This is a genomic window from Enterobacter sp. PL_is514 (assembly GCF_055816715.1).
The window spans coordinates 301,653-325,407 of sequence record NZ_JBVPGN010000033.1; the positions used below are offsets into that span (position 1 = coordinate 301,653).

General features: G+C 58.7%; 23 protein-coding genes. 12 read left to right on the forward strand and 11 right to left on the reverse strand.

Annotated elements, in window-relative coordinates:
- The 5 genes from AC0TNG_RS14485 to AC0TNG_RS14505 all read right to left on the reverse strand — a co-directional run bounded on the left by AC0TNG_RS14485 (position 1) and on the right by AC0TNG_RS14505 (position 7,223).
- A complete protein-coding gene (locus AC0TNG_RS14485) occupies positions 1-5,583 on the reverse strand; it encodes a trifunctional serine/threonine-protein kinase/ATP-binding protein/sensor histidine kinase (protein ID WP_473712601.1) in 5,583 nt (1,860 codons plus the stop codon).
- 9 nt (positions 5,584-5,592) lie between these two features.
- On the reverse strand, positions 5,593-5,973 hold the full coding sequence (locus AC0TNG_RS14490; protein ID WP_008501346.1) for a response regulator transcription factor: 381 nt from the start codon (positions 5,971-5,973) through the stop codon (positions 5,593-5,595).
- Positions 5,974-5,993: 20 nt separating this feature from the next.
- Positions 5,994-6,257 (reverse strand): XapX domain-containing protein, encoded by a 264-nt coding sequence (locus tag AC0TNG_RS14495; RefSeq protein ID WP_024909507.1) that lies wholly within the window; start codon positions 6,255-6,257, stop codon positions 5,994-5,996.
- Positions 6,254-6,475: a DUF1427 family protein gene (locus AC0TNG_RS14500; RefSeq protein ID WP_024909508.1), complete on the reverse strand. Its 222-nt coding sequence runs from the start codon at positions 6,473-6,475 to the stop codon at positions 6,254-6,256. The genes AC0TNG_RS14495 and AC0TNG_RS14500 overlap by 4 nt, the downstream gene beginning before the upstream one ends.
- A 61-nt stretch (positions 6,476-6,536) precedes the next feature.
- Positions 6,537-7,223 carry a hydrolase gene (locus AC0TNG_RS14505; RefSeq protein ID WP_008501349.1) on the reverse strand — a complete coding sequence of 229 codons (687 nt, stop codon included), beginning with the start codon at positions 7,221-7,223 and terminating at the stop codon, positions 6,537-6,539.
- A gap of 219 nt (positions 7,224-7,442) precedes the next feature.
- Here AC0TNG_RS14505 and AC0TNG_RS14510 point away from each other — a divergent pair, with 219 nt between their 5' ends.
- Genes AC0TNG_RS14510 through AC0TNG_RS14525 form a run of 4 tightly spaced genes read left to right on the forward strand, consistent with a single transcriptional unit; the run spans position 7,443 to position 12,189 of the window.
- Positions 7,443-9,314 carry an amidohydrolase gene (locus AC0TNG_RS14510; RefSeq protein ID WP_473712600.1) on the forward strand — a complete coding sequence of 624 codons (1,872 nt, stop codon included), beginning with the start codon at positions 7,443-7,445 and terminating at the stop codon, positions 9,312-9,314.
- Positions 9,314-9,721: a DoxX family protein gene (locus AC0TNG_RS14515; protein ID WP_348958401.1), complete on the forward strand. Its 408-nt coding sequence runs from the start codon at positions 9,314-9,316 to the stop codon at positions 9,719-9,721. The genes AC0TNG_RS14510 and AC0TNG_RS14515 overlap by 1 nt, the downstream gene beginning before the upstream one ends.
- Entirely contained in the window at positions 9,718-11,337 is a 1,620-nt protein-coding gene (locus AC0TNG_RS14520; protein WP_473712599.1) for an MFS transporter, read from the forward strand. The genes AC0TNG_RS14515 and AC0TNG_RS14520 overlap by 4 nt, the downstream gene beginning before the upstream one ends.
- A 30-nt stretch (positions 11,338-11,367) precedes the next feature.
- Positions 11,368-12,189: an alpha/beta fold hydrolase gene (locus AC0TNG_RS14525; protein ID WP_262805707.1), complete on the forward strand. Its 822-nt coding sequence runs from the start codon at positions 11,368-11,370 to the stop codon at positions 12,187-12,189.
- Here AC0TNG_RS14525 and AC0TNG_RS14530 read toward each other — a convergent pair.
- Positions 12,152-13,573: an MFS transporter gene (locus tag AC0TNG_RS14530; RefSeq protein ID WP_473712598.1), complete on the reverse strand. Its 1,422-nt coding sequence runs from the start codon at positions 13,571-13,573 to the stop codon at positions 12,152-12,154. The genes AC0TNG_RS14525 and AC0TNG_RS14530 overlap by 38 nt on opposite strands.
- A gap of 50 nt (positions 13,574-13,623) precedes the next feature.
- Positions 13,624-14,712, reverse strand: coding sequence for a cellulase family glycosylhydrolase (locus AC0TNG_RS14535; RefSeq protein ID WP_473701973.1), 1,089 nt, complete (start codon positions 14,710-14,712; stop codon positions 13,624-13,626).
- 185 nt (positions 14,713-14,897) lie between these two features.
- Here AC0TNG_RS14535 and AC0TNG_RS14540 point away from each other — a divergent pair, with 185 nt between their 5' ends.
- Positions 14,898-15,905 (forward strand): LacI family DNA-binding transcriptional regulator, encoded by a 1,008-nt coding sequence (locus tag AC0TNG_RS14540; RefSeq protein ID WP_473712597.1) that lies wholly within the window; start codon positions 14,898-14,900, stop codon positions 15,903-15,905.
- Here AC0TNG_RS14540 and fosA read toward each other — a convergent pair.
- Positions 15,891-16,316 (reverse strand): FosA/FosA2 family fosfomycin resistance glutathione transferase, encoded by a 426-nt coding sequence (fosA, locus tag AC0TNG_RS14545; RefSeq protein ID WP_262810433.1) that lies wholly within the window; start codon positions 16,314-16,316, stop codon positions 15,891-15,893. The two genes, AC0TNG_RS14540 and fosA, sit on opposite strands and share 15 nt — an antisense overlap.
- A gap of 199 nt (positions 16,317-16,515) precedes the next feature.
- Here fosA and trpS point away from each other — a divergent pair, with 199 nt between their 5' ends.
- From trpS to AC0TNG_RS14570, 5 genes are all read left to right on the forward strand, one after another.
- Complete coding sequence (gene trpS, locus AC0TNG_RS14550; protein WP_473712596.1) at positions 16,516-17,517, forward strand: tryptophan--tRNA ligase; 1,002 nt, start codon at positions 16,516-16,518, stop codon at positions 17,515-17,517.
- A gap of 179 nt (positions 17,518-17,696) precedes the next feature.
- Positions 17,697-18,380, forward strand: a complete 684-nt coding sequence (locus AC0TNG_RS14555; protein ID WP_473712595.1) for a hypothetical protein — start codon at positions 17,697-17,699, stop codon at positions 18,378-18,380.
- Positions 18,373-18,720 carry a hypothetical protein gene (locus AC0TNG_RS14560; protein WP_473712594.1) on the forward strand — a complete coding sequence of 116 codons (348 nt, stop codon included), beginning with the start codon at positions 18,373-18,375 and terminating at the stop codon, positions 18,718-18,720. The genes AC0TNG_RS14555 and AC0TNG_RS14560 overlap by 8 nt, the downstream gene beginning before the upstream one ends.
- 2 nt (positions 18,721-18,722) lie before the next feature.
- Positions 18,723-19,202 carry an Hcp family type VI secretion system effector gene (locus tag AC0TNG_RS14565; protein ID WP_262790711.1) on the forward strand — a complete coding sequence of 160 codons (480 nt, stop codon included), beginning with the start codon at positions 18,723-18,725 and terminating at the stop codon, positions 19,200-19,202.
- Between the two features lie 115 nt (positions 19,203-19,317).
- Positions 19,318-19,689, forward strand: coding sequence for a hypothetical protein (locus tag AC0TNG_RS14570; RefSeq protein WP_045348371.1), 372 nt, complete (start codon positions 19,318-19,320; stop codon positions 19,687-19,689).
- A gap of 74 nt (positions 19,690-19,763) precedes the next feature.
- Here the strand turns inward: AC0TNG_RS14570 and AC0TNG_RS14575 are convergent, their stop codons facing one another.
- Entirely contained in the window at positions 19,764-20,237 is a 474-nt protein-coding gene (locus tag AC0TNG_RS14575) for a SymE family type I addiction module toxin (RefSeq protein WP_072202945.1), read from the reverse strand.
- 456 nt (positions 20,238-20,693) lie between these two features.
- Here AC0TNG_RS14575 and AC0TNG_RS14580 point away from each other — a divergent pair, with 456 nt between their 5' ends.
- Positions 20,694-21,707, forward strand: coding sequence for an HNH endonuclease family protein (locus AC0TNG_RS14580; protein ID WP_417927911.1), 1,014 nt, complete (start codon positions 20,694-20,696; stop codon positions 21,705-21,707).
- Complete coding sequence (locus AC0TNG_RS14585) at positions 21,707-22,291, forward strand: class I SAM-dependent methyltransferase (protein WP_417927912.1); 585 nt, start codon at positions 21,707-21,709, stop codon at positions 22,289-22,291. Before AC0TNG_RS14580 ends, AC0TNG_RS14585 begins: the two co-directional genes overlap by 1 nt.
- A 37-nt stretch (positions 22,292-22,328) precedes the next feature.
- On the opposite strand, the gene AC0TNG_RS14590 is transcribed toward AC0TNG_RS14585, so the two are convergent.
- Together AC0TNG_RS14590 and AC0TNG_RS14595 are read right to left on the reverse strand one after the other, a co-directional pair.
- Positions 22,329-22,763 carry a hypothetical protein gene (locus AC0TNG_RS14590; RefSeq protein ID WP_417927913.1) on the reverse strand — a complete coding sequence of 145 codons (435 nt, stop codon included), beginning with the start codon at positions 22,761-22,763 and terminating at the stop codon, positions 22,329-22,331.
- Entirely contained in the window at positions 22,760-23,461 is a 702-nt protein-coding gene (locus AC0TNG_RS14595; RefSeq protein ID WP_417927914.1) for a hypothetical protein, read from the reverse strand. Before AC0TNG_RS14595 ends, AC0TNG_RS14590 begins: the two co-directional genes overlap by 4 nt.
- Positions 23,462-23,755: the final 294 nt, after the last annotated feature.

The following is a 23,755-nucleotide window of genomic DNA, read 5'->3' on the forward strand; positions in this document are numbered from 1 at the left end:
TTACCCTTCCTGTACCGCCAGCGGCAGCGCAAAGGCAAATACCGTGCCGTAAGGCTCCCGGCGGCGCGCGCTCAGCTTCCCGCAGTGGCGCTCAATGATGCTGGCGCTGATGGTCAGCCCCATCCCCATTCCCTGTGGCTTGGTGGAGTAGAACGAGTCAAAAATCTGCTCCAGCCGCTCGGGCTCAATGCCGCTCCCGGTATCGGCGATCTCAACGATCGCTTTCCCGTCCGCGTTGCTGGTGCTGAGGGTGATGGTGCAGGCCCGATCCTTCACCTCGGCCATCGCCTCAACGGCGTTCATCACCAGGTTAAGCAGCACCTGCTGGATCTGCACGCTATCGCCGGTGATAAAGCTGTCCTGCGCCTTCAACAGGTAATCAACGCTAATGTGTCGCTGCTCCAGCTCGCTGCGGGAGAGCGCGATGATATGGTGGATCAGATAGTGCAGATCGATGCGCGAGAAGGTGGGATCCTGCTTGCGGGTCAGGGACTGGATGCTGCGAATGATCTCCCCCGCCCGCGCGCCTTCCGCGGCGATCTCTTCCAGCCCTTCCCGCACTTTATCCAGCCGGGCCGGCTCCCGGCTGAGCCAGCGCAGGCTCGCTCCGGCGTTAGAGACGATCGACATCAGCGGCTGGTTGATCTCGTGGGCGATGGAGGAGGTCAGCTGCCCGACGGTGGTGGCGCGGGACACCCTCGCCAGATCCGCCTGCGCCACCCGCATGGCATCCTCCGCGGCGCGCTGGCTGGTGATATCGGTGATGATGCCGTAATACTCGTTCACCTCGCTGCCCACGCCCACCGGATCGCCAATCCCGAGGATATAGCGCGTTGAACCGTCGGTACGCTTGACCCGAAACTCCGCGCGCATGGAGAGCCCTTCGCGCACGCTCTGCGTGACGATGGCGCTGATGCGGGCGTAGTCGTCTTCATGAACGAAGGTCAAAAACTCCGCCATGGAGATCATCTTTTGCTGCTCGGGCAGGCCGAGGATGCGGGCGTACTCCTCCGAGACAAACATCAGATCCTGCTCCAGCTCCCAGCGCCAGCTGCCGGTGTGGCTGATCTGCTCGCCCAGCATCAGCGAGGTCTGGCTGGCGCGCAGCTCTTTTTCCACCCGACGGCGCTGGATGTTCTCCCCCAGCAGCTCGGCGTACAGCCGCGCCGTCTCCAGGGACACCGCGGCCTGCGCCCCCAGCAGGCTCACCACGCGAGAATGCTCGGCGGTGAAGACTTCCGGCATCAGGCGGTTTTCCAGGTAGAGCACGCCCACCAGCCGCGCCTGCTTGAACATCGGGACGCACATGACGGCCGCCCCCGAGGTCACCAGATAGGGATCCTGACTGAAGGGGTGAAACTCCTCCGGCTTACCGGTGCGGATCTCCTGTCCGGTGCGGATCACCGCCGCCAGCACCGACAGGGGCATGTCGGTCGCCGTCGGCACGTCTTTCTGGATCCGCACCCGCACGCCTTCGGTGCTGGTCCAGGCGCTGGCCTCGATCTCCGGGATCAGGCTATCGCTCACGCGAAGCAGCAGGCCTCGCTGCGCCCCGGCGCGTTCGAGGAGGATCGTCATCAGGTTTTCGATTAAGCGCTCGAGGTTGATCTCTTCCGACAGCGCGCGGGAGGCTTTGATGACGCTCTGCAGATCGCGGATGGTCTCGTTCTGGGCGAACGCCACCGTGTCATAGGCGCTGGTCTGCCCGGAGGCCAGCAGGTGCGGGAAATCCTGCTCCAGCTGGCGCACCTTGGCCTGCGCGCCCGCCCGGCCCCAGGCGGCAATTGCGCCACGGAAGTGTGCGTCAGAGGCGGTTGGATAGCCGCAGGCCAGCGCAAAGCGGCCCGCCAGCTCGTGGGCCAGGGCATTAATCGAATTAAACCCGCCCTCGCGGGAGAGCCGGACCGCCTTCTCATACTGCTCAAGCGCGATGCTGTTCATCCCGTCCAGACGCACGATTTCGGCGTAGATCAGCGCCTCTTTATCCGCGAAGGTGCCGGGATTAATGCGCGCCCAGAGGGCGATTTTGTCATAGTGGGCGTGAATGCTGCGGCGGTGGTTCGCCGAGAAGGTCTCCGGCGTCAGCTGACGGGAAAGCGCCAGGGCGCTGTAAAGATGGTAATCCAGCAGATGGATGTGCCCCGGCGCAGACCACGCGTACCACCCCGCCATCTCGAGATCCGCCTGCGCGTCGGCATACTCGCCGCAGGTAAAGTGCGCCATGCCGCGGTAGAGCCAGTACCAGAACAGCATGATGGAGGTCTGCTCCGGCGCCTGCTCCGGCGACGCGGGCAGCAATGCCTCCGGCAGCACCTGCGATGCGGTCCAGGTGCCGATAACCGGCGTGCGCAGGAACTCAACGTAGCCGCGCTGGACCATCAAAATGGTCTCCACGTCCTGGAAGTGGGTTTTACGCACGAACGCCAGGCCGCGATCGATGCTGGTCAGCACCCCGTCCAGATGATCGCCCCGGGAGAGGAAGTTAATGACCTGGTGGCAGGCCGCAAAGCAGGCCATCGTCATATCCCCGTGGGTCACCGCCGAGGTAAAGCAGGCCTTCGCGCACTCGATGGTAAACGATAAAGGCTGGGTCCAGACGCTGAGCTGGTCAAGCGGCAGCAGGGTTTTGGCTTCGAACGCGTCGTAGCCGTGGCGATTGACCAGCTCGCGGGCCAGCGTGCCGTATTGAAAGCCGAGGCGATACTCGGCGTAGCGGTGGCCCATCAGCACGCCAAACCAGGCCATCGCCGTGGTGGAGGCGCCGGTAATACCGTGGTCGAGCGTCAGGTGCATCATGCGGCAAAGCAGTAAAAAGTGCAGGCGCGGACAGATGAAGCTGGCGCAAATGCTGGCGCTGTAGAGCAGGTTCATCACCGCTTCGGTTTCCGGGTTATCCATCCGCGAGAGCGGGGCAAACAGGGTTTGCGGCGCGTCGCCCGCGCGGTTACAGAAGTGTTCCCAGGCCTCGTCGCAGTCGGCATCTTCCGGATAGCGGCCGATCTGAATACCAAATACCCCCAGCCAGCAGAGCGCCGCCTCCAGCGCCAGACGGCTATCCGACTGGCGAATGTACACTTCCACCAGCAGATTGGCCGCCAGCGCCTTTTCGGTCAGCCCGCCGGGGCAGCCGAGAATGGCGTCACACAGCTCGCGGGTGCGCTCCAGGTGCCCCAGCGCAAACTCGCAGCCCGCCTCTTCGATATCGAGCATAAAGTCTGACACCGTCCCGGCGTTGCCCAGCGCTCGGGCAGTCTGGATATAGCTCAGCGCCGAGAGATAATCCCCCGAGCGTTTCGCGCGTCGCGCGGCCAGCAGGCTCAGCTCGCGGAACATCTGGCGCTGCGGGGCGGGCTGGATGCTGTCCAGCGCGGCCGTGACGTGATGTACGGCGCGAAACAGCAGCTCGTTCCCCGCCGCCTGCCGCGCGGCGTCGGCCAGCAGGCTGGCTGTGGTCAGATGAAGATGGCTTTTCTCATGCCGATCCAGCAGCGCAAAGGCGGCCTCCTGCACCCGGTCGTGGGTGAAGGAGTACGCTTTCTCCGTCAGCACGATCAGCTGCGCCATGACCGCCGGATGCAGCGCGTAGCGCATTTCCGCCATCGATATACCGACCACGCGGCAGATCATCTCCATTTCGCCCGTGCCGCCGAGGCAGGCAAGGCTGCCCAGCAGGCGACGCGTCTCGTCGGGCAACTCTTCCAGCTTCTCGAGCACCAGGGTGACGACGTTTTCGGTGTAATGCCGGGCACGGATCGCCTGCAGATCGTAGTGCCACTTGTCCTGATATTTGTTGTGCACCACCAGCCCGTCATCGACGATGCGGCGGAAAAATTCGTGTACAAAGAGCGGGTTGCCCCCGGTCTTTTCATGGATCAGCGTGGCGAGGTCGGTCGTCGCCGTGCTGCGGGTACGAAATACCGTCCCCAGCCAGCGGGAGACGGCTTTGACCGACAGCGCCTGCGGGACAATTTCGCTCGCGTGCTGCGCCGCCTCCGGCAGGCTCGCCAGCTGCTGTTGCAGCGTGGGTTCGGACAGCGAACCGATATCGCGGTGAGCGATCACCACCAGCAGCGGGATCGCGCCGCAGTTCACCAGCAGATAGTTGAGCGTATGCAGGCTGGCGGCGTCGCTCCACTGGAGATCGTCGAGCACCAGCACCAGCGGGCAGCCCTGCGAGGCAAAGGTTTTCACCAGCGCCAGCACCATATGGCTGAAGCGCGCCCGGGCATCAATGGAAAACGTATCCGCCGGGAAGCGCGGCTTGCGCTCAAGCAGCAGGCCCAGCTCGGGCACGAGGCTGACGGCCAGCGCCTCGTGTCCTTCCAGGGCGCGAGAAAGACGGATTTTCCACTTCGCCACCTCGTCTGCCGGCAGGCCCAGCAGGTGCAGGGTCAGGGGGCGGAATGCGGAGCTTAATACGCCGTAGGGCAATGACGGTGAAAACTGATCCACTTTGCCCACCGCCAGCAGCACCGTACGCTGCTGGAGCGTTTTTAACGCCGTCGCAATGATGGAGGATTTGCCGATCCCCGACGGCCCGCCGATGGTCACCAGCTCCGGCACGCGGTTCTGCCCCACCCGCTCAAACGCGGCAATGACGTCATTCGCCTGCGGATGCGTCGCGAACAGCGAGTCCGCCAGAAGAATCGCCGGGGTGCGGTCCTGCTGGCCGGGGGTAAAGGCAACGATCTCGCCCTCGCCGGTCAACGTCGCCTGGCAGCGGCGGAGGTCGGCAATCAGCCCGTCAACCGTCTGGTAGCGGTTATCCGGGTGCTTCTCCAGCAGCTTCAGGATGATGGTCGACAGCATTCCCGGCACGTCCGGGCGGATCGCTTCCGGGGCCAGCGGCGCCGAGGCAATATGGTAATGCGCCCAGTTGGTCCGATCGTCCTCCCCCAGTTCAAACGGCAGGCGTCCGGTCAGCAGTTCATACAGCACCACGCCGAGGCTGTAGAGATCGCTGCGACCATCGACGGGGCGCTGGGTGCGGGAGGTGTGCTCCGGGGACATATACGCCGGCGTGCCGCCTGAAACGGCAAGCCGGGTCTGCGCGAAGGCGCCGGAGAGGCTGCATGAAAGGCCAAAGCTGCCCAGACGGCAGGTGGCATCGTGATGAACAAAAATATTGCCGGGTTTGATATCGCCGTGGATCAGGTTTTGCAGATGCATCTGGCGCAGAGGAGCGCAGATCTGGATCGCCAGCTCGATAAAGCGCGCGATCCCCGAGATCGCCCTGCCCGCGCGCCGCGCCAGCAGCTCAAACGAAAACGGGGCGTACACCAGCGCGAAGCGCCCCCGGTACTGGGTGGACGCGACGGCGCGAATGGCCCAGCTGTCCTGCAGCGCGTCACGCAGCGCAAACTCGTTTTTCAGCAGCCGGGTGGCCCGCTCTTCCTCTTCATCACTGACCGCGGTGGCGATAATGAACGAGCCGCCGGAATGAGGATGTCGCGCATGCATCCAGGCAATTCCGCCCTCCTGCGCCAGCACGGTAAAAATCACATCCTCTTTAAGGACAAAAACCCGCCCCTGGTGAAGATTCCCCTGGGCGGGCCAGAATGCAGGCTGCTCGTGTTCGTTCATCCGCGATCCTTATTGTCGGCGGGCCAGCTCCCGCTGAATATGATCCAGCAGAATATCGATGTTAATCGGCTTACGCAAAAAAGCAGCGGCGCCCAGACCGAGAGCGTACCGCTGCATATTTTCATCAGCATGACCGGAGATAAAGAGCACGGGCGGAGGCGGTACGGCCAGCAGCCGCAGCTTGTCAAACAGCTCAAGGCCGCTCATGCCCCGAAGCTTGATATCGGTGATCACCAGCGCCGCGCCGGACAGGGCAAGCGGATGGCTCAGAAATACCTCTGCCGAATCAAACGTGTCGGTTGAATAGCCTTCCGACTCCAGGAGATTACTCAACCCGCTGCGGACGGAACGTTCGTCATCAATGATGGCAATGCGCCACGGCAGCGTCATGCTGTTATTCCTCTAACCAGTCATTTAACGTCGCGAGGGTCCTTCGCGGGCGCAGGGGGCGCCGTGCCGCTGATTTTCGGTACGCATTCGTGACGAAACCAGGCGAGGGTGAGCGGTTCGCGACTCAGTAAACGTCGTCCCACCGGGATGAGCTGTTCGCCCACCAGCATGCCAAACAGGCCAAGCAGGGCGACAACCGGCGGTGCCGGGGAATGGACGTCGAGCAGAGCGTAAATTACCCCAGCAACCACGCCGCACACCAGCGAAATTATCCATGCTTTCATGATGACGCTCCCGTCTGCGATGCCGCCTGCGGAACGGTCACCTGAGGAGGAGGCGCGCCGTCGCGGGATAAGAGATGGCGCGTCGCCTGTTCACCCGCCAGCATCCCCAGCAGGCCAATCAGCGCCAGCGCGGGCGGCGCGGGGGAGCGCACCTTCAGCACGGCATACATCAGGCCAATCAACACGCCTGCCGCAAGGGATATCAGCCCAGTACTCATCGTGAACTCCAGAGAAAGAGGCAGCGGCGAGCCGGATGAGGGACCAGCCCGCCGACGGGACTTAGCGAGCCGGAACCGGCGCTAAGGTGCGGTGCTCGCTCTTCTGGCGAGACGGCGCTTTATGCACCATGGTGTAGGCGTAATCCACGCCCATGCCGTACGCGCCGGAGTGCTCGCGCACGATGTCCATCACCGCGGTGTAGGTCTCTTTACGCGCCCAGTCGCGCTGCCACTCCAGCATCACCTGCTGCCAGGTCACCGGGATCACGCCCGCCTGGATCATGCGCTGCATCGCGTAGTCGTGGGCTTCTTTGGAGGTACCGCCGGACGCGTCCGCCACCATATAAATTTCGTAGTCGCCTTCCAGCATCGCGCACAGGGCGAAGCTGTTGTTGCACACTTCGGTCCACAGACCGGCAACCACGACCTTCTTCTTGCCGTTGGCCTTCAGCGCGTCGCGCACCTTCTGGTCGTCCCAGGAGTTCATGGAGGTACGCTCCAGAATGTCCTGGCCCGGGAACACGTCCAGCAGCTCAGGATAGGTATTGCCGGAGAAGCTTTCGGTCTCTACGGTGGTGATGATGGTCGGGATGTTGAACACCTTAGCCGCTTTCGCCAGCGCCACGGTGTTGTTTTTCAGCACCTGGCGGTCAATCGACTGCACGCCAAACGCCATCTGTGGCTGGTGATCGATAAAGATGATCTGACAGTTCGCAGGGGTTAACACTTCGAGCTTTGAAGAGGTCATAGCATTTTCCAGTGGTTAAGGGTAGAAATCGCCGCGAGCGCCACGGCGATAAAGTCACCCTCATCCTGCGGTTTTCCTTCTCCGCGCGTAATTATCTCTTCGTATAGTTAACCTTAGGTATAGTTATACTTTGGTATACCTATCCTATTGTATAACTGGATCTTTGCCGAAACCGGTTCCCATAATCCTGACCATTCCCCTCTCAGTCAGGAGCAGTTTATGGTTACCCCAGGTAAAGCCGATCTCATTCTGGTTAACGGCCAGTTTCACACCGTCGATCGCGAAAACCCCGTCGCGGAAGCCGTTGCCGTGCGCGACGGAAAATTTCTGGAAGTGGGTACCGTCGCCGAGGTGATGCAGCACCACGGCGACGGCACCAAAGTAGTGGATTTGAAAGGCCACACCGCCATCCCCGGCCTGAACGACTCACACCTGCACCTGATCCGCGGCGGGCTGAATTACAACCTTGAACTGCGCTGGGAAGGCGTGCCCTCCCTGGCCGACGCCCTGCGGATGCTGAAAGAGCAGGCGCTGCGCACCCCGTCGCCGCAGTGGGTGCGCGTGGTCGGCGGCTGGACCGAGTTCCAGTTTGCCGAGCGCCGCATGCCAACCCTGGACGAAATTAACGACGCCGCGCCGGATACCCCGGTCTTCATCCTGCACCTGTACGACCGCGCCCTGCTCAACCGCGCCGCGCTGAAGGTGGTCGGCTACACCAAAGACACGCCAAACCCGCCGGGCGGGGAGATCCAGCGCGACGCCAACGGCAACCCGACCGGGATGCTGATTGCCCGTCCGAACGCCATGATCCTCTACGCCACGCTGGCCAAAGGGCCGAAGCTGCCGCTGGAGCAGCAGGTTAACTCCACCCGCCAGTTTATGCGCGAGCTGAACCGTCTGGGGCTGACCAGCGCCATCGACGCGGGCGGCGGCTTCCAGAACTACCCGGAAGATTACGAGGTGATCGCCGAGCTGCACGAGAAAAAGCAGATGACCATCCGCATCGCCTACAACCTCTTTACCCAGCGTCCGGGCCACGAGCTGGAAGACTTTGAAAAATGGACCGACATGCTCACGCCGGGCCAGGGCAGCGACTTCTTCCGCCACAACGGCGCGGGCGAGATGCTGGTCTTCTCCGCCGCCGATTTTGAAGACTTCCTCGAGCCGCGCCCGGACCTCGCGCCGGGCATGGAGGACGAGCTGGAGCGCGTAGTGCGCCATCTGGTGGAGCACCGCTGGCCGTTCCGCCTGCACGCCACCTATAACGAATCCATCAGCCGCATGCTGGACGTGTTCGAGAAGGTGAACCGCGACATTCCGTTCAACGGCCTGCACTGGTTCTTCGACCATGCGGAAACCGTGTCACAGGCCAACATCGACCGCATCAAAGCCCTCGGCGGCGGCATTGCCGTCCAGCACCGCATGGCCTTCCAGGGCGAGTACTTCGCCGAGCGTTACGGCATCGAAGCCACCCGCCACACGCCGCCGGTGGCGAAAATGCTCGAGACCGGCGTGCCGGTGGGCTTAGGGACGGACGCCACCCGCGTGGCGAGCTACAACCCGTGGACCGCGCTCTACTGGCTGGTCTCCGGCCGCACCGTCGGCGGAATGCAGATGTACGACCACAGTGCCCGTCTGGATCGCGATACCGCCCTGATGCTCTGGACCCAGGGCAGCGCGTGGTTCTCCAGCGAGCAGAACCAGAAGGGGCAGATTAAAGTCGGCCAGCTTGCCGACCTGGCGGTGCTGAGCAAAGACTACTTCCGCGTGCCGGAAGAGGAGATCAAGGGCATCGAGTCCGTTCTCACGGTGGTCAACGGCGATATCGTTTACGCCACGGGCAGCTTTGGCCCGCTCGCGCCGCCGGCCATCCCGGTCCTGCCCGAGTGGTCACCGGTGGTCAAGGTGCCGGGCCACTACCGCAGCGCGCCGCCGCAGGCCGCACGCGTGGGTATGAGTGTGGCTCACCACTGCAGCGGCCCGTGCGGGGTTCACAGCCACCAGCACGATTTCGCCCGCACGTCAGCGATGCCGGTGTCCGACGATAACGCTTTCTGGGGGGCGCTGGGCTGCAGCTGCTTTGCATTCTGATGAAAAACACCACCATGCCGCCCCGGATCGACCTGGGGCTGTTCTTCCTGCGCCTGACCGGCAGCCTGCTGCTGCTCTATGTGCACGGCCTGCCGAAGGTGCTGCACTTCAGCGAAGAGCTGACGCGCATTGAAGATCCGTTCGGCTTCGGGCCTTACGCCAGCCTGATCCCGGCGATTGTCGCCGAGGTGATCTGCCCGCTGTTGATCGTTGCGGGCGTCTACACCCGCCTGGCGTGCCTACCGATTATCGCCGTGCTGCTGGTGGCGATGCTGGCGGTCCACCCGAACTGGTCGATTGCCGAAGGGCAGTTTGGCTGGCTGCTGCTGATTATCTTCACCACTCTCGCCCTCACCGGGCCGGGCCAGTGGCGGCTGCAGCGTAAGGCAACGGAGAGGTTCGCATGACCCAGGTTAACGACGTTCGCGACGCACACGTCGAGACGACGCCCGCACCGACGGTTTCACCCTGGCAGCCGCTGAGCCAGCCGGTGTTCCGCATGCTGTGGATCGCCACGGTGGTCTCTAACGTCGGCTCATGGATGAGCGACGTCGGCATCAACTGGAGCATGCTGACCCTGAGCGCCGACCCGCTGGATATCGCGCTGGTGCAGGCGGCCAGCAGCCTGCCGATGTTCCTCTTCGCCCTGCCGTCCGGGGTGATGGCGGACATCGTTGACCGACGTAAATACCTGCTCTTCTCCCAGCTGTGGGTGTTCATCGCCGCCGCCGGGCTGACGGTGCTCTCCTTCACCGGACACGTCACCCCCACCGTGCTGCTGGTGGCGACGTTTCTGCTGAGCGTGGGGGCGGCGATGAGCTCGCCGCCGTTCCAGGCCGTGGTGCCCGATCTGGTGAGCAAGCCGGAGCTGGGCGCCGCCGTGGCGCTGAACTCGCTCGGGGTGAACATCAGCCGGGCGATTGGCCCCGCGCTGGGTGGTTTCCTGCTGTCGCTCGCCGGGCCGTGGATGGTGTTTGCCCTGAACGCGCTGTCCGTGGTGGGCGTGGCGTGGGTGCTGTGGCGCTGGCGCCCGGCCCCGTCCATTCAGCGGCTGCCGCCGGAACACTTCTTCTCTGCGGTGCGCACCGGCATCCGCTACGTGCACGCCGCCCCGGTGCTGCGCAACGTGCTGGTGCGCACCGTGGCGTTCTTCGTTTTCGGCAGCGCAGGCTGGGCGCTGCTGCCGCTGGTGGCGCGCCGCGAGCTGGGCTTAGGCCCGGCGGGCTACGGCGTGATGCTGGCGTGCATTGGCCTGGGGGCGATTGCCGGGGCCATCCTGCTGCCGCGCCTGCGCCAGCGGCTGAACGCCGACCGCCTGATGGTGGCCGCCAGCCTGACCTTCGCCCTCACCATGCTGGCGCTGGCGTTCGTACGCCACTTCTGGCTGCTGAATCTGTTTGAGTTCTTCACCGGCTTCGCGTGGATTGCGGTGCTCTCGACGCTGAACCTGGGCGCCCAGCGCAGCGCCGCCCGCTGGGTGAAGGCCCGCGCGCTGGCGGTCTACCTGACGGTATTCTTCGGCTCGATGACCACGGGCAGCGCCATCTGGGGGCAGATTGCCTCCCGGTTCGGCACCCCGACCGCGCTGGTTGTCGCCACGCTGGGGATGGTGCTGGCAAGCGCCACCGTGTTCCGCTGGAAGCTGGAGAAAGACCCGGAATTAAACCTCGACCTGAGCGGTCAGCCGCTGGACGGCGTGGAGATCGACCTGCCGAACGAGCGTGGCCCGGTGCTGGTCTCACACGAGTACATCATCGACCCACACAACGCGAAGGCCTTCCTGGAGGCAGTACACGAGCTGCGCCGGGTGCGACGCCGCGCCGGGGCGATGAGCTGGGCGGTATACGAAGATATTGAGCGCCCCGGCCTGTTTATCGAGACCTTCCTGATGGGCTCGTGGATTGAGCATCTGCGCCAGCAGGAGCGCCACACCATGAATGACCTCCTGCTGCAGAGCCGCGTTCTGGCTTTTCATCAGGGCACAACATCACCGGCCATTCGCTATCTGGTCGCGCCGGTATAACCATAACCATCACCTGCACAGGAACACACTATGGCAACGTTTAAGGCAAAAGACGGCACGCAGATTTACTACAAAGAAGGCGGCGCGGGCAAACCGGTTCTCTTCAGCCACGGCTGGCCGCTGGACGGCGACATGTGGGACAGCCAGCTGAACTACCTGGCCGAGCGCGGCTTCCGCGCCATCGCCTTTGACCGTCGCGGCTTCGGCCGCTCGGATCAGCCGTGGAACGGCTACGACTACGACACCTTTGCGTCCGACATCAACGACCTGATCACCACCCTGGACCTCCAGGACGTGACGCTGGTGGGCTTCTCCATGGGCGGCGGCGACGTGACTCGCTACATCAACAACTACGGCAGCGCGCGCGTGGCCGGTCTGGCGCTGCTGGGCGCGGTGACGCCAATCTTTGGTAAATCTGAGACCTTCCCGCAGGGTGTGGAGCAGAGCGTGTTCGACGGCATTCGCGACGGACTGCGTAAAGATCGCGCCCAGTTCATCAGCGACTTCGCCACCCCGTTCTACGGCACCAACGCCGGGCAGACCGTCTCCGCCGGTGCCCTGACCCAGACGCTGAACATCGCCCTGCTGGCGTCCCTGAAGGGCACCATCGACTGCGTGACCGCCTTCGGCGAAACCGACTTCCGCCCGGATATGGCGAAAATCGACGTGCCGACGCTGGTGATCCACGGCAGCAACGACCAGATCGTGCCGTTTGAAAGCACCGGCAAGCTGGCGGCAGAGATGATCAAAAACGCCACGCTGAAGGTGTACGACAACGCGCCGCACGGCTTCGCGCTGACCCACCAGGATCAGCTCAACGAAGATCTGCTGGCGTTTGTGAAGTCGCTGTAATTTTCTGTAGGCCGGGTAAGGCGCAGCCGCCACCCGGCGCTTTCGCAGACGCGTTCCGCTCCGCCAGCAGCCGACAAATCTCCGCATGCTTCTCCTCGGTAAAGGTAAAGCGCGACATAAAGCCCATTCGGATCAGCGAGCCTATTGCCGGCAGCAGGCAAATCCCGAAGAACAGCCCCGACAGCACGCTCTCGCTCTGAATTTGCGCCTGCGGCACGTAGCCAATCATCGTCAGAAACACGCCGATTAGCCCGCCGCCCACCGCCACCGACATCTTGCCGGTGAAGGTCTGCCCGGAGAAGGTGATCGCCGCGCAGCGCTTGTGGGTGTGGTATTCCGCGTACTCGATGGTGTCGGCAATCATCGACGAGGTGAGGATGTTGGTCATCATCACGAACAGCGTGCTCAGGCCGAGCAGAATAAACAGCATCGTCACCTGCTGATAGCCCACAAACCACATCACCACGCGTACCGCCACGTCCAGCCCGCAGAGGATCATAAACAGCTTCCGCTTCTGCATCCGGCGCGTCAGCATCGGGGCGACGAGGCACAGCACCGCCGCGACAATCCCCATCACGCCAATCGCCATCTGCAGGCTGCCGTCGCCCATGTTGTTGATAAAGAAGTAGATATAGAGCCCGCCCGCCACGTTGTGGAACACGCAGAAAAAGAACGACAGCAGGACGATAAACAGCGGCTTGTTCTGGCGCAGGTTGTGGAAGGTGTCGCGGATGGTCACCTTTTCCGGGCTCGGCGGCACGCGCTCTTTGATCTGCATAAAGCCGTTGAGCATCAGCGGCAGGCCCACCAGCATCATCACCAGCGCCGCCATAAAGTAGCCTTTGTCATTGCTGTACTGGGCGAAATAGGCCGCCAGCTTCGGGAAGAAGATGTTGGCGCAGGCAATCCCGGCGTTCACCCCGAGCATCGCCGCCGTCACCGCGCGGGTGCGCTGCCCGGAGTCGTTGGTCATCACCGACGACATCGACCAGAACGGGATATCGGAGATGGCGTACAGCGTCCCCCACAGGATGTAGGTCACCCCGGCGTAGAGGATTTTGGTGGTCATGTCCGCTTCGATTTTATAGAACGACAGCAGCGTGACGCCGGTGATCAGCAGCGGGGCGATCAGCAAAAAGTGGCGAAACTTGCCGAACCGGCTGTTAATGGTGTCCATAATGCTGGCAAACAGCGGATCGTGAACCGCGTCCCACGCGCGGGCAATCAGGAAGATGGTGCTCGCCGCCAGCGCCGAGATCCCCAGCACGTCGGTGTAAAAATAGTTAATAAACGAACCCACTAAACCAAAACTAAAACACTGACCTAAACCATAACCAAAATAAGACCACAGCTCGCGAGACGGTATTTTCATTGTCGTTGCCATTGTTATATGCCTGCCTGGTTGCCCGGCGGTGGACCGCCGGGTCGATATTATTAGTCCTGCGCCTGTGGGGCGATCTTGCGCAGCTGCTGCATCAGGGCGATTTCACGGCGCGAGAACGGAATGCCGTTCTCCTCAAACACGTCGTGGAACCAGAGGCGGCAGTAGTCCGTGGACTCCTTCATCACCACCGGCCACGGCAGCCAGGTCTGGGTTTTGCCGCGCACCAGACCCCACTGGTACGGCGCGACCTTCGCCGCGTACATCAGCGGAAGCTGCTCTTCGATGGTGCTGCCCACGTGGCGCGCCAGCCATTCGGTACAGAACAGCGGTCGTCCGAGCTGTTGCAGCTGCTGGATAATCGCCGTCATGCGCCCGGTGTGGGTGTAGGCGTGGAAGCTCACCACGTCCGAGAGCGCCAGCGCGGTCTGGTCCAGCGGGTGCTGGAAGAACGTCTCGCCCTCCTCTTCAGGCGGCAGGCGCCAGGCGCAGACGGTGAGCGGCTGGGTTGGGTCTTCTTCACGCACCCACTGGAACGCCAGCTTCATCAACTCGTGGGCGCAGGTCTCCAGCTTCGCGTCGTACTGCACCTCCTGCGTGCCCGTCGCGAAAATGCCGCGGTTGCCCGGCTCGTTGTAGAGATCCCACAACAGCACGCGCTTATCCTCGCGGAACTGGCGCACAACGTCGCGGATATAGCGCTCAATGTCTGCCCAGCAGTCAGGATCGCACACCTTGTCGCGCCCCGGGCTCGCCGCCGCCTGGCTGTTGTGCTTGCCCGGCACCGGCGGCTTTTGCGGGCCGAGGTACGGCTCGTCGCCGGAGAAGCCGCAGTCGTCCATCAGGGTCAGCATGGTGCTGAACCCGTGGCCGTCAGCAATCGTCAAAAAGCGGTCGATGCGCGCCATCAGCCCGTCGCGGTCGTGCTCCCAGACGATAAACGGCAGGTTGATGCGCAGAGTGTTGTAGCCCGCCTCCGCCGCCCAGCCCAGCTCGCGCTCAATGGTGGCGGCATCGAAGGTCTCTGCCTGCCAGATATCGGTCCAGTTCACCGCCGTCGACGGCAGATAGTTAAACCCGCACAGCCAGCCCTTCTGCTGATACCACGCCTGTGCCTGCTCCCTGCTCCACTGCTCTTTCATTACGCGTCCTCTTACTGATAATATTTAGCTAATAAATATTAGCTGTGGGATAAATGCGCAATTTTCCGCACGAAGAAAAGCGATGCCCCTCACAAAGTTCACGCTTCGATGAATGAGAAACGTGATCGACGGCGCTAAAGCGTGCGGTTAGGGTATGATGCGAAGTCGCGAAAGGGAGAGGACGGATGAAGCGAAAAACGAAGGTAACGATGAACGATATTGCGCGGGCGGCAGGGGTGTCGCAGGCGACGGTATCGCTGGTGCTTAACCAGTCCCGCAACATCAAGCTCAGCGACGACACCCGCCAGCGGGTGATTAATGTGGCTACCGAGCTCGGCTACGACCGCCTCCCCGCCGTTCACGCCCCGCGCAACCAGGAAGAGATCGCCCTGCTGGTGAGCTCCATGCAGAGCTTTGACCCGTTTATCGACGCCATCAGCCAGGCGCGGGAAGCGGCGTGGCGCAACGAGACCCTGCTCACCGTCTACGACTACGGCGACGATATCGAGCTGGCGCTGAACATCATCCGCCAGCTGGAGAAGCGCAACTGCATCGGGATTATCCTCGCCTCCCCGATCACCACGCTGGTGGACATGACCGCCTTCCAGGACTGCACCCGCATCCCGCTGGTGCTGCTCAACCAGCGTGACCCCGGCTCGCCGCTGCTGCCGTCGTTTATCCCGGACGACTACGCCAACGCTTTCCAGGTGACTAAACACCTCATCGCCTGCGGGGCGACGCGCATCGCTCACATCACCGGCGAGAGCTGGATGGAGGCCTCGCGCCAGCGTCTGGCGGGCTACCAGGCCGCGCTGCAGCAAGCCGGACTCGCGTGCGACGACGACCTGGTGCGCCAGACCAACTGGCAGTTCAGCGAGTCCTTTACCGCCACAACTTCTCTGCTGGAGCTGGCCGAGCGCCCGGACGCCATCTTCTGCGCCAGCGACTGGCTGGCGATTGGCTGCTATCAGGCGCTGGCGGTGAACGGCGTGCGCATCCCGCAGGACATGCTGCTGGCGGGCTACGACGACCAGAAGATTTCCGAGCAGCTCACCCCGCCGCTGACCAGTATCCAGCTGCCCTACAGCGAGCTGGGACGGCTGGCGGTGGAGTACCTGTGCAATCAGGAAGATGCCGCCACGCACGTGACGCTGGCGGGCAGGCTGAAGGTGCGCGCCTCAAGCCTCGTCTGAGGTAAACACCATGCCCGCATAGGGCTTCTCGCGACACGCCGCCAGCCGCGCGGCGAGGCTGCCCACGTGCAGCTCCAGCTTGTGCCCGTCCGGGTCGAGAAAATAGAACGACGCCCCCTCGCTTTTGTTCTGCTTCCAGACGGTGACGCCCGCCTGCTCAAGCCTTTGCGAGAACGGTTCAAAATCCGCCTCCACGACGGTAAACGCGTAGTGGGTGTAGTCGCTCTCCTGCGGCGGCACGTTCCTGCGCGCCTCATCGTACGACAGGCAGACCCACAGATCGCCGCAGGTAAGATAAGCCCCGGTATTCCAGCGGGCGTGCAGGGTCAGCCCCAGCAGCTCGTGCCAGAAGGTGACGCTTTTTTGCAGGTCGCTGACCGCGAGGGTCAGGTGGTTGAGTGATTGCAGCATGACGTGCCCTTTTGTTTTTCGCGCCGGACGTGATACGGTAAAAGCATGAACATAAACCACGCCGTGCTCACCGTAAACCGCTGGTGGCTGCCTTCTTAAAGGCGGCACGGAGTAGTTTTCCCCATTTTCAGATAGCCGCCGAAAGGCGGCTTTCTCACATCTAAGACCCCTTTCGGCATTACAACGTTAAGGAGTCTTTATGAACCCGCAAACCATCCTCACCGGCGACCGCCCAACCGGCCCGCTGCACCTCGGCCACTACGTCGGATCGCTGCGCCAGCGCGTTGCGCTCCAGCAGACGCACAACCAGTTTGTGCTGATTGCCGACCTGCAGGGGCTGACCGACAACGGCAGCAACCCGCAGAAGATCCGCGACAACATCCCCGAAGTGCTGGCCGACTACCTCGCCGCCGGCATCGACCCGAACCTGACCACGATCTGCCTGCAGTCTGCCCTGCCCGCCCTCGCCGAGCTGACGATGCTGTATATGAACATCGTCACCGTTGCCCGCGTGGAGCGTAACCCGACGGTGAAAAACGAGATTGCACAGAAGAGCTTCGCCCGCTCGCTGCCGGTCGGGTTTATGGCCTACCCCATCAGCCAGGCGGCGGACATCACCGCGTTTAAGGCCGAGTGCGTGCCCGTCGGCGACGACCAGCTGCCGATGATTGAGCAGACCAACGAGATCGTCCACAAGATGAACAGCCTGCTGCCCGCCCCGGTGCTGCGCCACTGCAAGGCGATGCTGAGCGACACCAGCCGCCTGCCCGGCATCGACGGCAGCGCCAAGATGTCGAAATCGCTGGGCAACACGCTGCACCTTTCGGCCAGCGAAGAGACTATTCACCGTGCGGTCAGCGCCATGTACACCGACCCGAACCACCTGAAGGTGAGCGACCCGGGGCAGATTGAGGGGAACGTGGTGTTTACGTATCTCGACGCGTTTCATCCGGACAAGGACAAGGTGGCGGCGATGAAGGCGCATTATCAGACGGGCGGGCTTGGGGATCGGGTTTGCAAGAACGAACTGGAGGGGTGTTTGCAGGAGCTGATTGCGCCGATGCGGGAGCGGAGGGCGATGTATATGCGGGACAAGGGGGAGCTGATGGCGATGCTGAAGCGCGGGACCGAACGGGCGCAGGGGGTGACGCAGGAGACGTTGAGGGAGGTGAAGGTGGGGCTGGGGGTGCCGGTGTTTTGATGAGGTGAGTTGATTGAGGTTGGGCGGCGGAGTGTGATTGACACATAGCCGCTTTGCCTCTCGATTTAAAATATCATTTGTTATAAAAATACTTAATTTTCCTTTTAGAACATTTAAATTGCTTTAGTTACTTTAATATTACATTGATAAATCCTTTATGACACGCTTAAAGGATTAACATGGCAGATGTAGATAATATATCCTTGAGATTATTCAACATAATCGATTCTCCAGATACAGTCACAGCATTTATAAATGGAGGCTTATCCGTCCCGCTAGATTATGGATATCTGATCTATGGTATCTTTGACACAGAAACAAGGTATGAACGCGAAACGGAGAGAATTAGAATAGCTACCGCAATCATAAAAGACATTTTGAATTACGATAATATCATCAATGCAGCCAAGCAAATATTTAAACTATTCAACAGATATTTAACCGAGGCTGAGCAAGATAAGGTTTATAGAACAGCAGTTTCTTCAATACTGGGTAGAGTATCGACAAATATTATAGCAGCAACCATTGCAAAACGTGTTATTGAAAGAACGTCTTTTATTTTCGTGGTTTTAAAAGGAAAATTAAATCCAATAACAGGACTGAGTACACTCCTTTTGTTTGGAGGCATGGCAGAACGCTCAATCAGAACATCTGCCCGGCTTAAAGCAGAAGCACCGGAGATATACGAACTTCTCAGACCCCGAGACTACGACCTACTCTACTTTCTCTTTGCTGATGCCGTCCAACCTTTCGTAGATGCTATCCATGCAGGTTACTCAGAAGGAAAACCTGTATTTAATCAGATCATAAACAAACTTAATGAAAAACTTAATGCCAAACGTACGGTAGGCTCGTATGAGTAAGTTTATTATTCCCATTATAAATCTACTTCTTTGTTCATATTTAGTCTTATTATATATCCTTAGCTGGGTTGAATTCGAAACCTGGCATGATAAAACAATCGCCTTTTGCATCATTACCCTAAGCGCTTACATTATTTCATTAGTAATGAATAAATTACTGCCAGGAAAGATACATATTTTTGGCGGGATCCTGGATGTGTTATCAGGTCCCTTACTGATCATCGGTGCATTTGCTTGTATAGCTGTCCTTGAACCATGGCCGCTGAAAATTATTGGCTTATTCATATGGGTCGTGGCGATGTTGCACCTACCTTCTTTTGTAAATATAGATGAGGAATAATTATGTCAAATCCAGCGTATCTTTGGTTAACCGATGCTAATGGCTCACCCGTCGTAGGAGGTTCCATGGTGTCCTGCCGGTTTGGTGCTATTGAATTAAAGGCAGTCGCTCATCACCTCACCATTCCTGTGAGTGAAAATACAGGCCGACTAACAGGTACCCGCGTACATACACCGATTGCCGTTCAGAAAGAGTTTGATAAAACGACACCGGTTCTCATCAGGGCACTGTGTGAAAACCAAACACTGAAATCGGCTACGATAAAAATGTACCAAATTGATGATGCAGGAATCGAGAGAGAATATTTCAACATTATCCTGGAGAATGTAAAAATCACGGGTATCACGCCAAATCTGTTCCCGGGTTCTGGAACAGGAACGCATACAGAGACGATCGAGCTAAGATATGAGGCAATCACCTGGAAACACTGTGACGGGAATATCGTTTACAGAGATGCCTGGAATCATATGGCGATAGCCTGAACCGACTTTAACATTTCTCGGGCCGAGGTAACGTTGTGCTTGTCGGTCCGACCAAGCGGAGCGCCGCCGGGAAGCGCTGGCGATTATTTCTACCGCCTTAAAGGAGAGCATCATTATGGAACCCACACTCTCTCAAGTCATTGAGGTTGTTCGAAACTCCTCAGGTGAGCATCGTAAACCTATCGATAGCAATACGTTGATTGAGGCCGATTTGCATATTTGCGGTATCGACGGCGAAGACCTACTGGAAGACTGCGAAGAAGCGTTTGGCGTTCAGCTTGCCACGGAAGAAGATGGCTACAGGAAAACGTTCTCTCTCGCAGAGAATGAGTATCTGTTTACGGGTGAAGGCATAGACTTTTTTGGCATCTGTCGGTTTATCCGCTGGATACGTGGCATACCCGAACCTGTTATATGTGATTTAACCGTCGGCAAACTTCACGCTGCGCTGGTTAAGGCTGTGAAAGAGCAGGTTAAGCGTGATTGATTTTTACTTAAAACGGGCATGAGATGACATGCCCGTTTTATTGCTTCAAGCGTTACATTAGATGGGAAGCACAGTTACTCCGACATCGCCTGCCCTGTTCCACGCTTAACAGCCGGTATATCGCCTGTATCATTCAGCGCTCCCGGAAAGGTCTTCAACCACTGCGCCACTTTCTTTTTATTTATATTCACCACGCTCATACCTTCCAGGCATCCCCATAATTCTCTTGTATGCTGTGGCGTAATCACAATGCAGTCTTTCATGGCGCGGATTTTTACCGGCATGCCGTCGATAAAGCCCGCTCGGGTTAACCACTCGCCGCCCAGAAGAAGGTATTTCATATCTATGCGGGAATAAAGTTCACAGCAAGCGGCACTGTCCTGCGGCGTCTCCGCGCGGGGATGGACGGGGGCCGCGTTGAGCTGGTTGCCGTGTAAACGGCGGGCGCTGTTTTTGCGTACCAGCTCGCGGTTTTCAATCATGCCGGTGAAAGCGTCTGATTCTGTTTTGCAAACAGTAAACTCTGGCTTAAAATTCGTCGCAGCCATTTTCAACTCCTGATTAGTTGTTAGTGGTTAGCGGTATGGGGGTGTTGCAGCACCTTCATATCGCGAATTCTTCTTTAAATACTCTTCGTTACTTCCTTTGCCGTTCGGCGTAATTTCTGGTGCTCATTATACAGGGCTGAATATAAACACAGCGGTTTGGTGTGTGGAAAATTTTAAAAATGCGAGGGGGATTCAGGAAATAACAGTAGGTATTTTTTAATTCGAGAAACGGCATAGCGTCGGACTGAAAATCACTTCAACTCAACTCTTCCAGATATCAGTTCGTTCGCAAACCTGGCGCTAATGCCGCATCGGTTGCCGCCACACCTTTCTCAAACCTCTCAAAAATTCATCAAAGCTATAGATTAACGATTTACATCACCCTGATTTTGTTATGTGATCCTGTTACAGGCTTAAGTAACGCCCTGCCCAGCCAACCGTAACAGGACTTCATCGATGGAATTTTATCAGGCCGATCCGACGCTTGAGAACTACTGGCGTGGAGTGATCCTCTTTGGAAGGAACGTCGCATCTTACAAATTTGCGCTGGCGTCAGCGTTGTATGAAGTGGATAAAACGGGCAGCGATTTGATTACGCTCGACCAGCTTGCCGTGCCGTTCAGCCGCTATCTTTGCGAGCACCTGAAGCATGCGCCAAAACAGATCACCTCCCGCAGCAGTCAATTTCTGGAAACCTGCCTGAAGTTTAACAGAGGTGAAATCACCCATGCCCAACTCATTGAAGCGACGGTCCGCCTTGGCTTTAACAACGTGATTGATGCCTTTCACTACGTGAACCAGGGCGAGATCGATAAACGTTTTTTCCTTGATGAGCGCAAAACCCACAACGGGATCCGCCTGACGGATAACTTCTATTTACTGGGCGAACGCCTGCAGTATAAAAACCTCGCTTTTGAAACCAATGCCCGCTGGAACCTGGTAGAACAAGCCTGGTCAATGGGGATTTCACGTAACCTTGTGGGCGTGGAGTTCGACGAAGATAATCAGCTGTTGTTCACGAGGGTGAATGCGCGGCGCGTAGACATCACCAGTTGCCGCGACAGCCTGAATGGTTACCAGAAAGGACGATGCTTTTACTGCTTTAAACCCATCAGCCTGGTACCGGGCGACGCAGAACTGGCGGATGTCGACCACTTTATTCCCTGGGCTGCCCGCCATGAAGTGAGCAATATTAACGGCGTATGGAACTTAGTGCTGGCCTGCCGGTGCTGTAACCGTGGCGTTGAAGGCAAATCTGCACGCATTCCCGAGCTTAGGCTCCTGCAGCGGTTACATACCCGCAATGAGTATTTTATTCAGAGCAAACTGCCGTTACATGAGACGATTGTTCTACAGACAGGGCAACGTCCTGAAGCACGGAGAAGCTTTCTTCAGCGTAACTGGCATGCCGCGCTGGACAAGCTTATCCATACCTGGAAACCCAACGCGGAAGGCGAGGCAACGTTTTAATGACACTTCACTACTATCAGAACCACGCGCAGGAATTCTTCGATGGCACGGTTAATGTCGATATGACCCCGCTTTACGAGGCCTTCACCCAACATCTGCCTAACGGTGGCCGTGTTCTGGATGCGGGCTGCGGTTCTGGCCGGGACGCAAAAGCATTTCATGAGATGGGGTATCAGGTGGATGCTTTTGATGCCTCTTCCGCTATGGTGGAGCTGGCAAGGCAACATACCGGGTTACCCGTGCAGTTGATGACATTTTCAGAAATCGACGGTAAAGCGCAGTACGATGGGATCTGGTGCTGTGCCTCTTTGTTGCATGTCCCCTCTTCTGAGCTGCCTGCGGTGATGCAGAAGCTTGCGGATGCGCTTAAGCCTGGCGGCGTTTGGTACGTATCTTTTAAGTATGGCAACGGTGAACGCGTGCAGGGTGAAAGACGTTTTACGGATCTGGATGAAGAGGGATTGCGGGAGTTGCTGAAGGCGGTTCCGGGGATGGAGAGCGCTTCGCTGTGGGCGACGCAGGATAACCGACCGGACAGAGATGAGACATGGCTGAATGGGATATTACGAAAAAACGCCGCTTGATTATCAGGCGGTGCTAATCGACATGGAGTAAGTGAGTTCAGTAATTCATCACTTTGGTCAGCTCAACCTCACCCGTGGCGGCGTTAAAGTACAGATAGAAAATGTCCCCTTTGACCTGATCGGGTTTAGACCAGATCTCCTTTTCCCCCAAGCGGCGCTTTTCCTTGGTGTATCCCAGCATTTCGAGATACGCGCGCAACGGTGCAGCCCCAGTAGCCCCTTTAAAAAAGATGCTATTTGAAGGGGCATAGCCATCGCCGGGATGCGCCTCGAAATAGTAGTCGTCCGTTACACGCGGGGCGTTTTCAATATCCTTGTCAGTCAGCGTGTGGTAGTGGAAAAAGTCATTTTGGGTGTAAACCGTCGTTTCATCAGAACCCGATGCCACGAGCCAGACAAACAGCCATCCAAGGATAAAGACGGTAACAACCGCAAGTGCGCACCACTTCAGGATTTTTAAAAGGATTGTCATAGCTTAGCTCCCATGAACGAGAGCGATGTTCCATCATTTGTAATGACCTTCACCACTCCGGATGCGAAATCGTCCCACGGCCGAAGCCATGTCATAAAATGCGGAAGATTGACCGTATACGGCTGGTGCCGCACACACTGATCCTCAGGATCAGGAAAGAGAATCGGGCGAAAGCCATGGTTTTTATGAGAACCGATAGCGCCGTAGTAATCCCAGCGGCGAACGGCTGATTCATAACTCACGGGCTTGAGACGGTAGCCGTACCGGCCAGGAATAATTGCGCGATAGAACCCGAACAGGTCAGACACCAAATCCTCACCGCTAAAGCCGCTGTCCGTATACCACGAGAATGATCGCAGACTTTGCAGACCTTCGAATCTGGATGCGGTGTTCATCATCATCGCCAGCATGATTCTGTTAATGTCTTCGGTACTCCGGCCACGCTTAATTTCCCAATGAGAGAACTTCCCGACGCCGAGCCGTGATTTGAATTTTAAGACGCCCATATCTTGCCGATACATGACGGAATAAGATGGCTTACCGCTACGCTCTCCCTCAACGAATTGACGTTTGAGCGTTGCTACGTCATTGCCACGGGCATGCCCCATATCAAGCCAGCCTAACGCCTCGGTGTAGACGCTCCCTCTGTCGAGAACATCAAAGAGTGCCCCATCCTTTATCTCTCTTCTGGTGCTCATGCTTACATCTCCATATGTAGTCTAACTGACTATGTTATAGGCGATTTCTCGGCCAGTCCAGACTGTAGCCTCTAGCACAACATAAGCTTGCTGGCTCTCACTTTATAAAGAACCTAGTAGCTCCAGGATGTTTTAGTCATAAAGATGTTAAAAGAGGAAAAATGTGAACCAGGCTGCATAAACGAAGCATCTTTAAATAGTCGTTCTCGCTCCATAAGAACCTCTGGGATGTTTAGGTATTTGATTACAAATGCGAAAAAATGGATATGTAGTCTTTTGATTCAGAGGTCTAGA

Bases quoted from the DNA above. Each gene is read 5' to 3' on its own strand.
- AC0TNG_RS14515 (WP_348958401.1), top strand. From the start codon at position 9,314: ATGAAAAACACCACCATGCCGCCCCGGATCGACCTGGGGCTGTTCTTC.
- AC0TNG_RS14560 (WP_473712594.1), top strand. From the start codon at position 18,373: ATGAGTAAGTTTATTATTCCCATTATAAATCTACTTCTTTGTTCATAT.
- AC0TNG_RS14535 (WP_473701973.1), bottom strand. From the start codon at position 14,712: ATGAAAGAGCAGTGGAGCAGGGAGCAGGCACAGGCGTGGTATCAGCAG.
- AC0TNG_RS14525 (WP_262805707.1), top strand. From the start codon at position 11,368: ATGGCAACGTTTAAGGCAAAAGACGGCACGCAGATTTACTACAAAGAA.
- AC0TNG_RS14495 (WP_024909507.1), bottom strand. From the start codon at position 6,257: ATGAAAGCATGGATAATTTCGCTGGTGTGCGGCGTGGTTGCTGGGGTA.
- AC0TNG_RS14580 (WP_417927911.1), top strand. From the start codon at position 20,694: ATGGAATTTTATCAGGCCGATCCGACGCTTGAGAACTACTGGCGTGGA.
- trpS (WP_473712596.1), top strand. From the start codon at position 16,516: ATGAACCCGCAAACCATCCTCACCGGCGACCGCCCAACCGGCCCGCTG.
- fosA (WP_262810433.1), bottom strand. From the start codon at position 16,316: ATGCTGCAATCACTCAACCACCTGACCCTCGCGGTCAGCGACCTGCAA.
- AC0TNG_RS14540 (WP_473712597.1), top strand. From the start codon at position 14,898: ATGAAGCGAAAAACGAAGGTAACGATGAACGATATTGCGCGGGCGGCA.
- AC0TNG_RS14565 (WP_262790711.1), top strand. From the start codon at position 18,723: ATGTCAAATCCAGCGTATCTTTGGTTAACCGATGCTAATGGCTCACCC.
- AC0TNG_RS14485 (WP_473712601.1), bottom strand. From the start codon at position 5,583: ATGAACGAACACGAGCAGCCTGCATTCTGGCCCGCCCAGGGGAATCTT.
- AC0TNG_RS14500 (WP_024909508.1), bottom strand. From the start codon at position 6,475: ATGAGTACTGGGCTGATATCCCTTGCGGCAGGCGTGTTGATTGGCCTG.
- AC0TNG_RS14570 (WP_045348371.1), top strand. From the start codon at position 19,318: ATGGAACCCACACTCTCTCAAGTCATTGAGGTTGTTCGAAACTCCTCA.
- AC0TNG_RS14510 (WP_473712600.1), top strand. From the start codon at position 7,443: ATGGTTACCCCAGGTAAAGCCGATCTCATTCTGGTTAACGGCCAGTTT.
- AC0TNG_RS14555 (WP_473712595.1), top strand. From the start codon at position 17,697: ATGGCAGATGTAGATAATATATCCTTGAGATTATTCAACATAATCGAT.
- AC0TNG_RS14520 (WP_473712599.1), top strand. From the start codon at position 9,718: ATGACCCAGGTTAACGACGTTCGCGACGCACACGTCGAGACGACGCCC.
- AC0TNG_RS14590 (WP_417927913.1), bottom strand. From the start codon at position 22,763: ATGACAATCCTTTTAAAAATCCTGAAGTGGTGCGCACTTGCGGTTGTT.
- AC0TNG_RS14585 (WP_417927912.1), top strand. From the start codon at position 21,707: ATGACACTTCACTACTATCAGAACCACGCGCAGGAATTCTTCGATGGC.
- AC0TNG_RS14490 (WP_008501346.1), bottom strand. From the start codon at position 5,973: ATGACGCTGCCGTGGCGCATTGCCATCATTGATGACGAACGTTCCGTC.
- AC0TNG_RS14530 (WP_473712598.1), bottom strand. From the start codon at position 13,573: ATGGCAACGACAATGAAAATACCGTCTCGCGAGCTGTGGTCTTATTTT.
- AC0TNG_RS14595 (WP_417927914.1), bottom strand. From the start codon at position 23,461: ATGAGCACCAGAAGAGAGATAAAGGATGGGGCACTCTTTGATGTTCTC.
- AC0TNG_RS14505 (WP_008501349.1), bottom strand. From the start codon at position 7,223: ATGACCTCTTCAAAGCTCGAAGTGTTAACCCCTGCGAACTGTCAGATC.
- AC0TNG_RS14575 (WP_072202945.1), bottom strand. From the start codon at position 20,237: ATGGCTGCGACGAATTTTAAGCCAGAGTTTACTGTTTGCAAAACAGAA.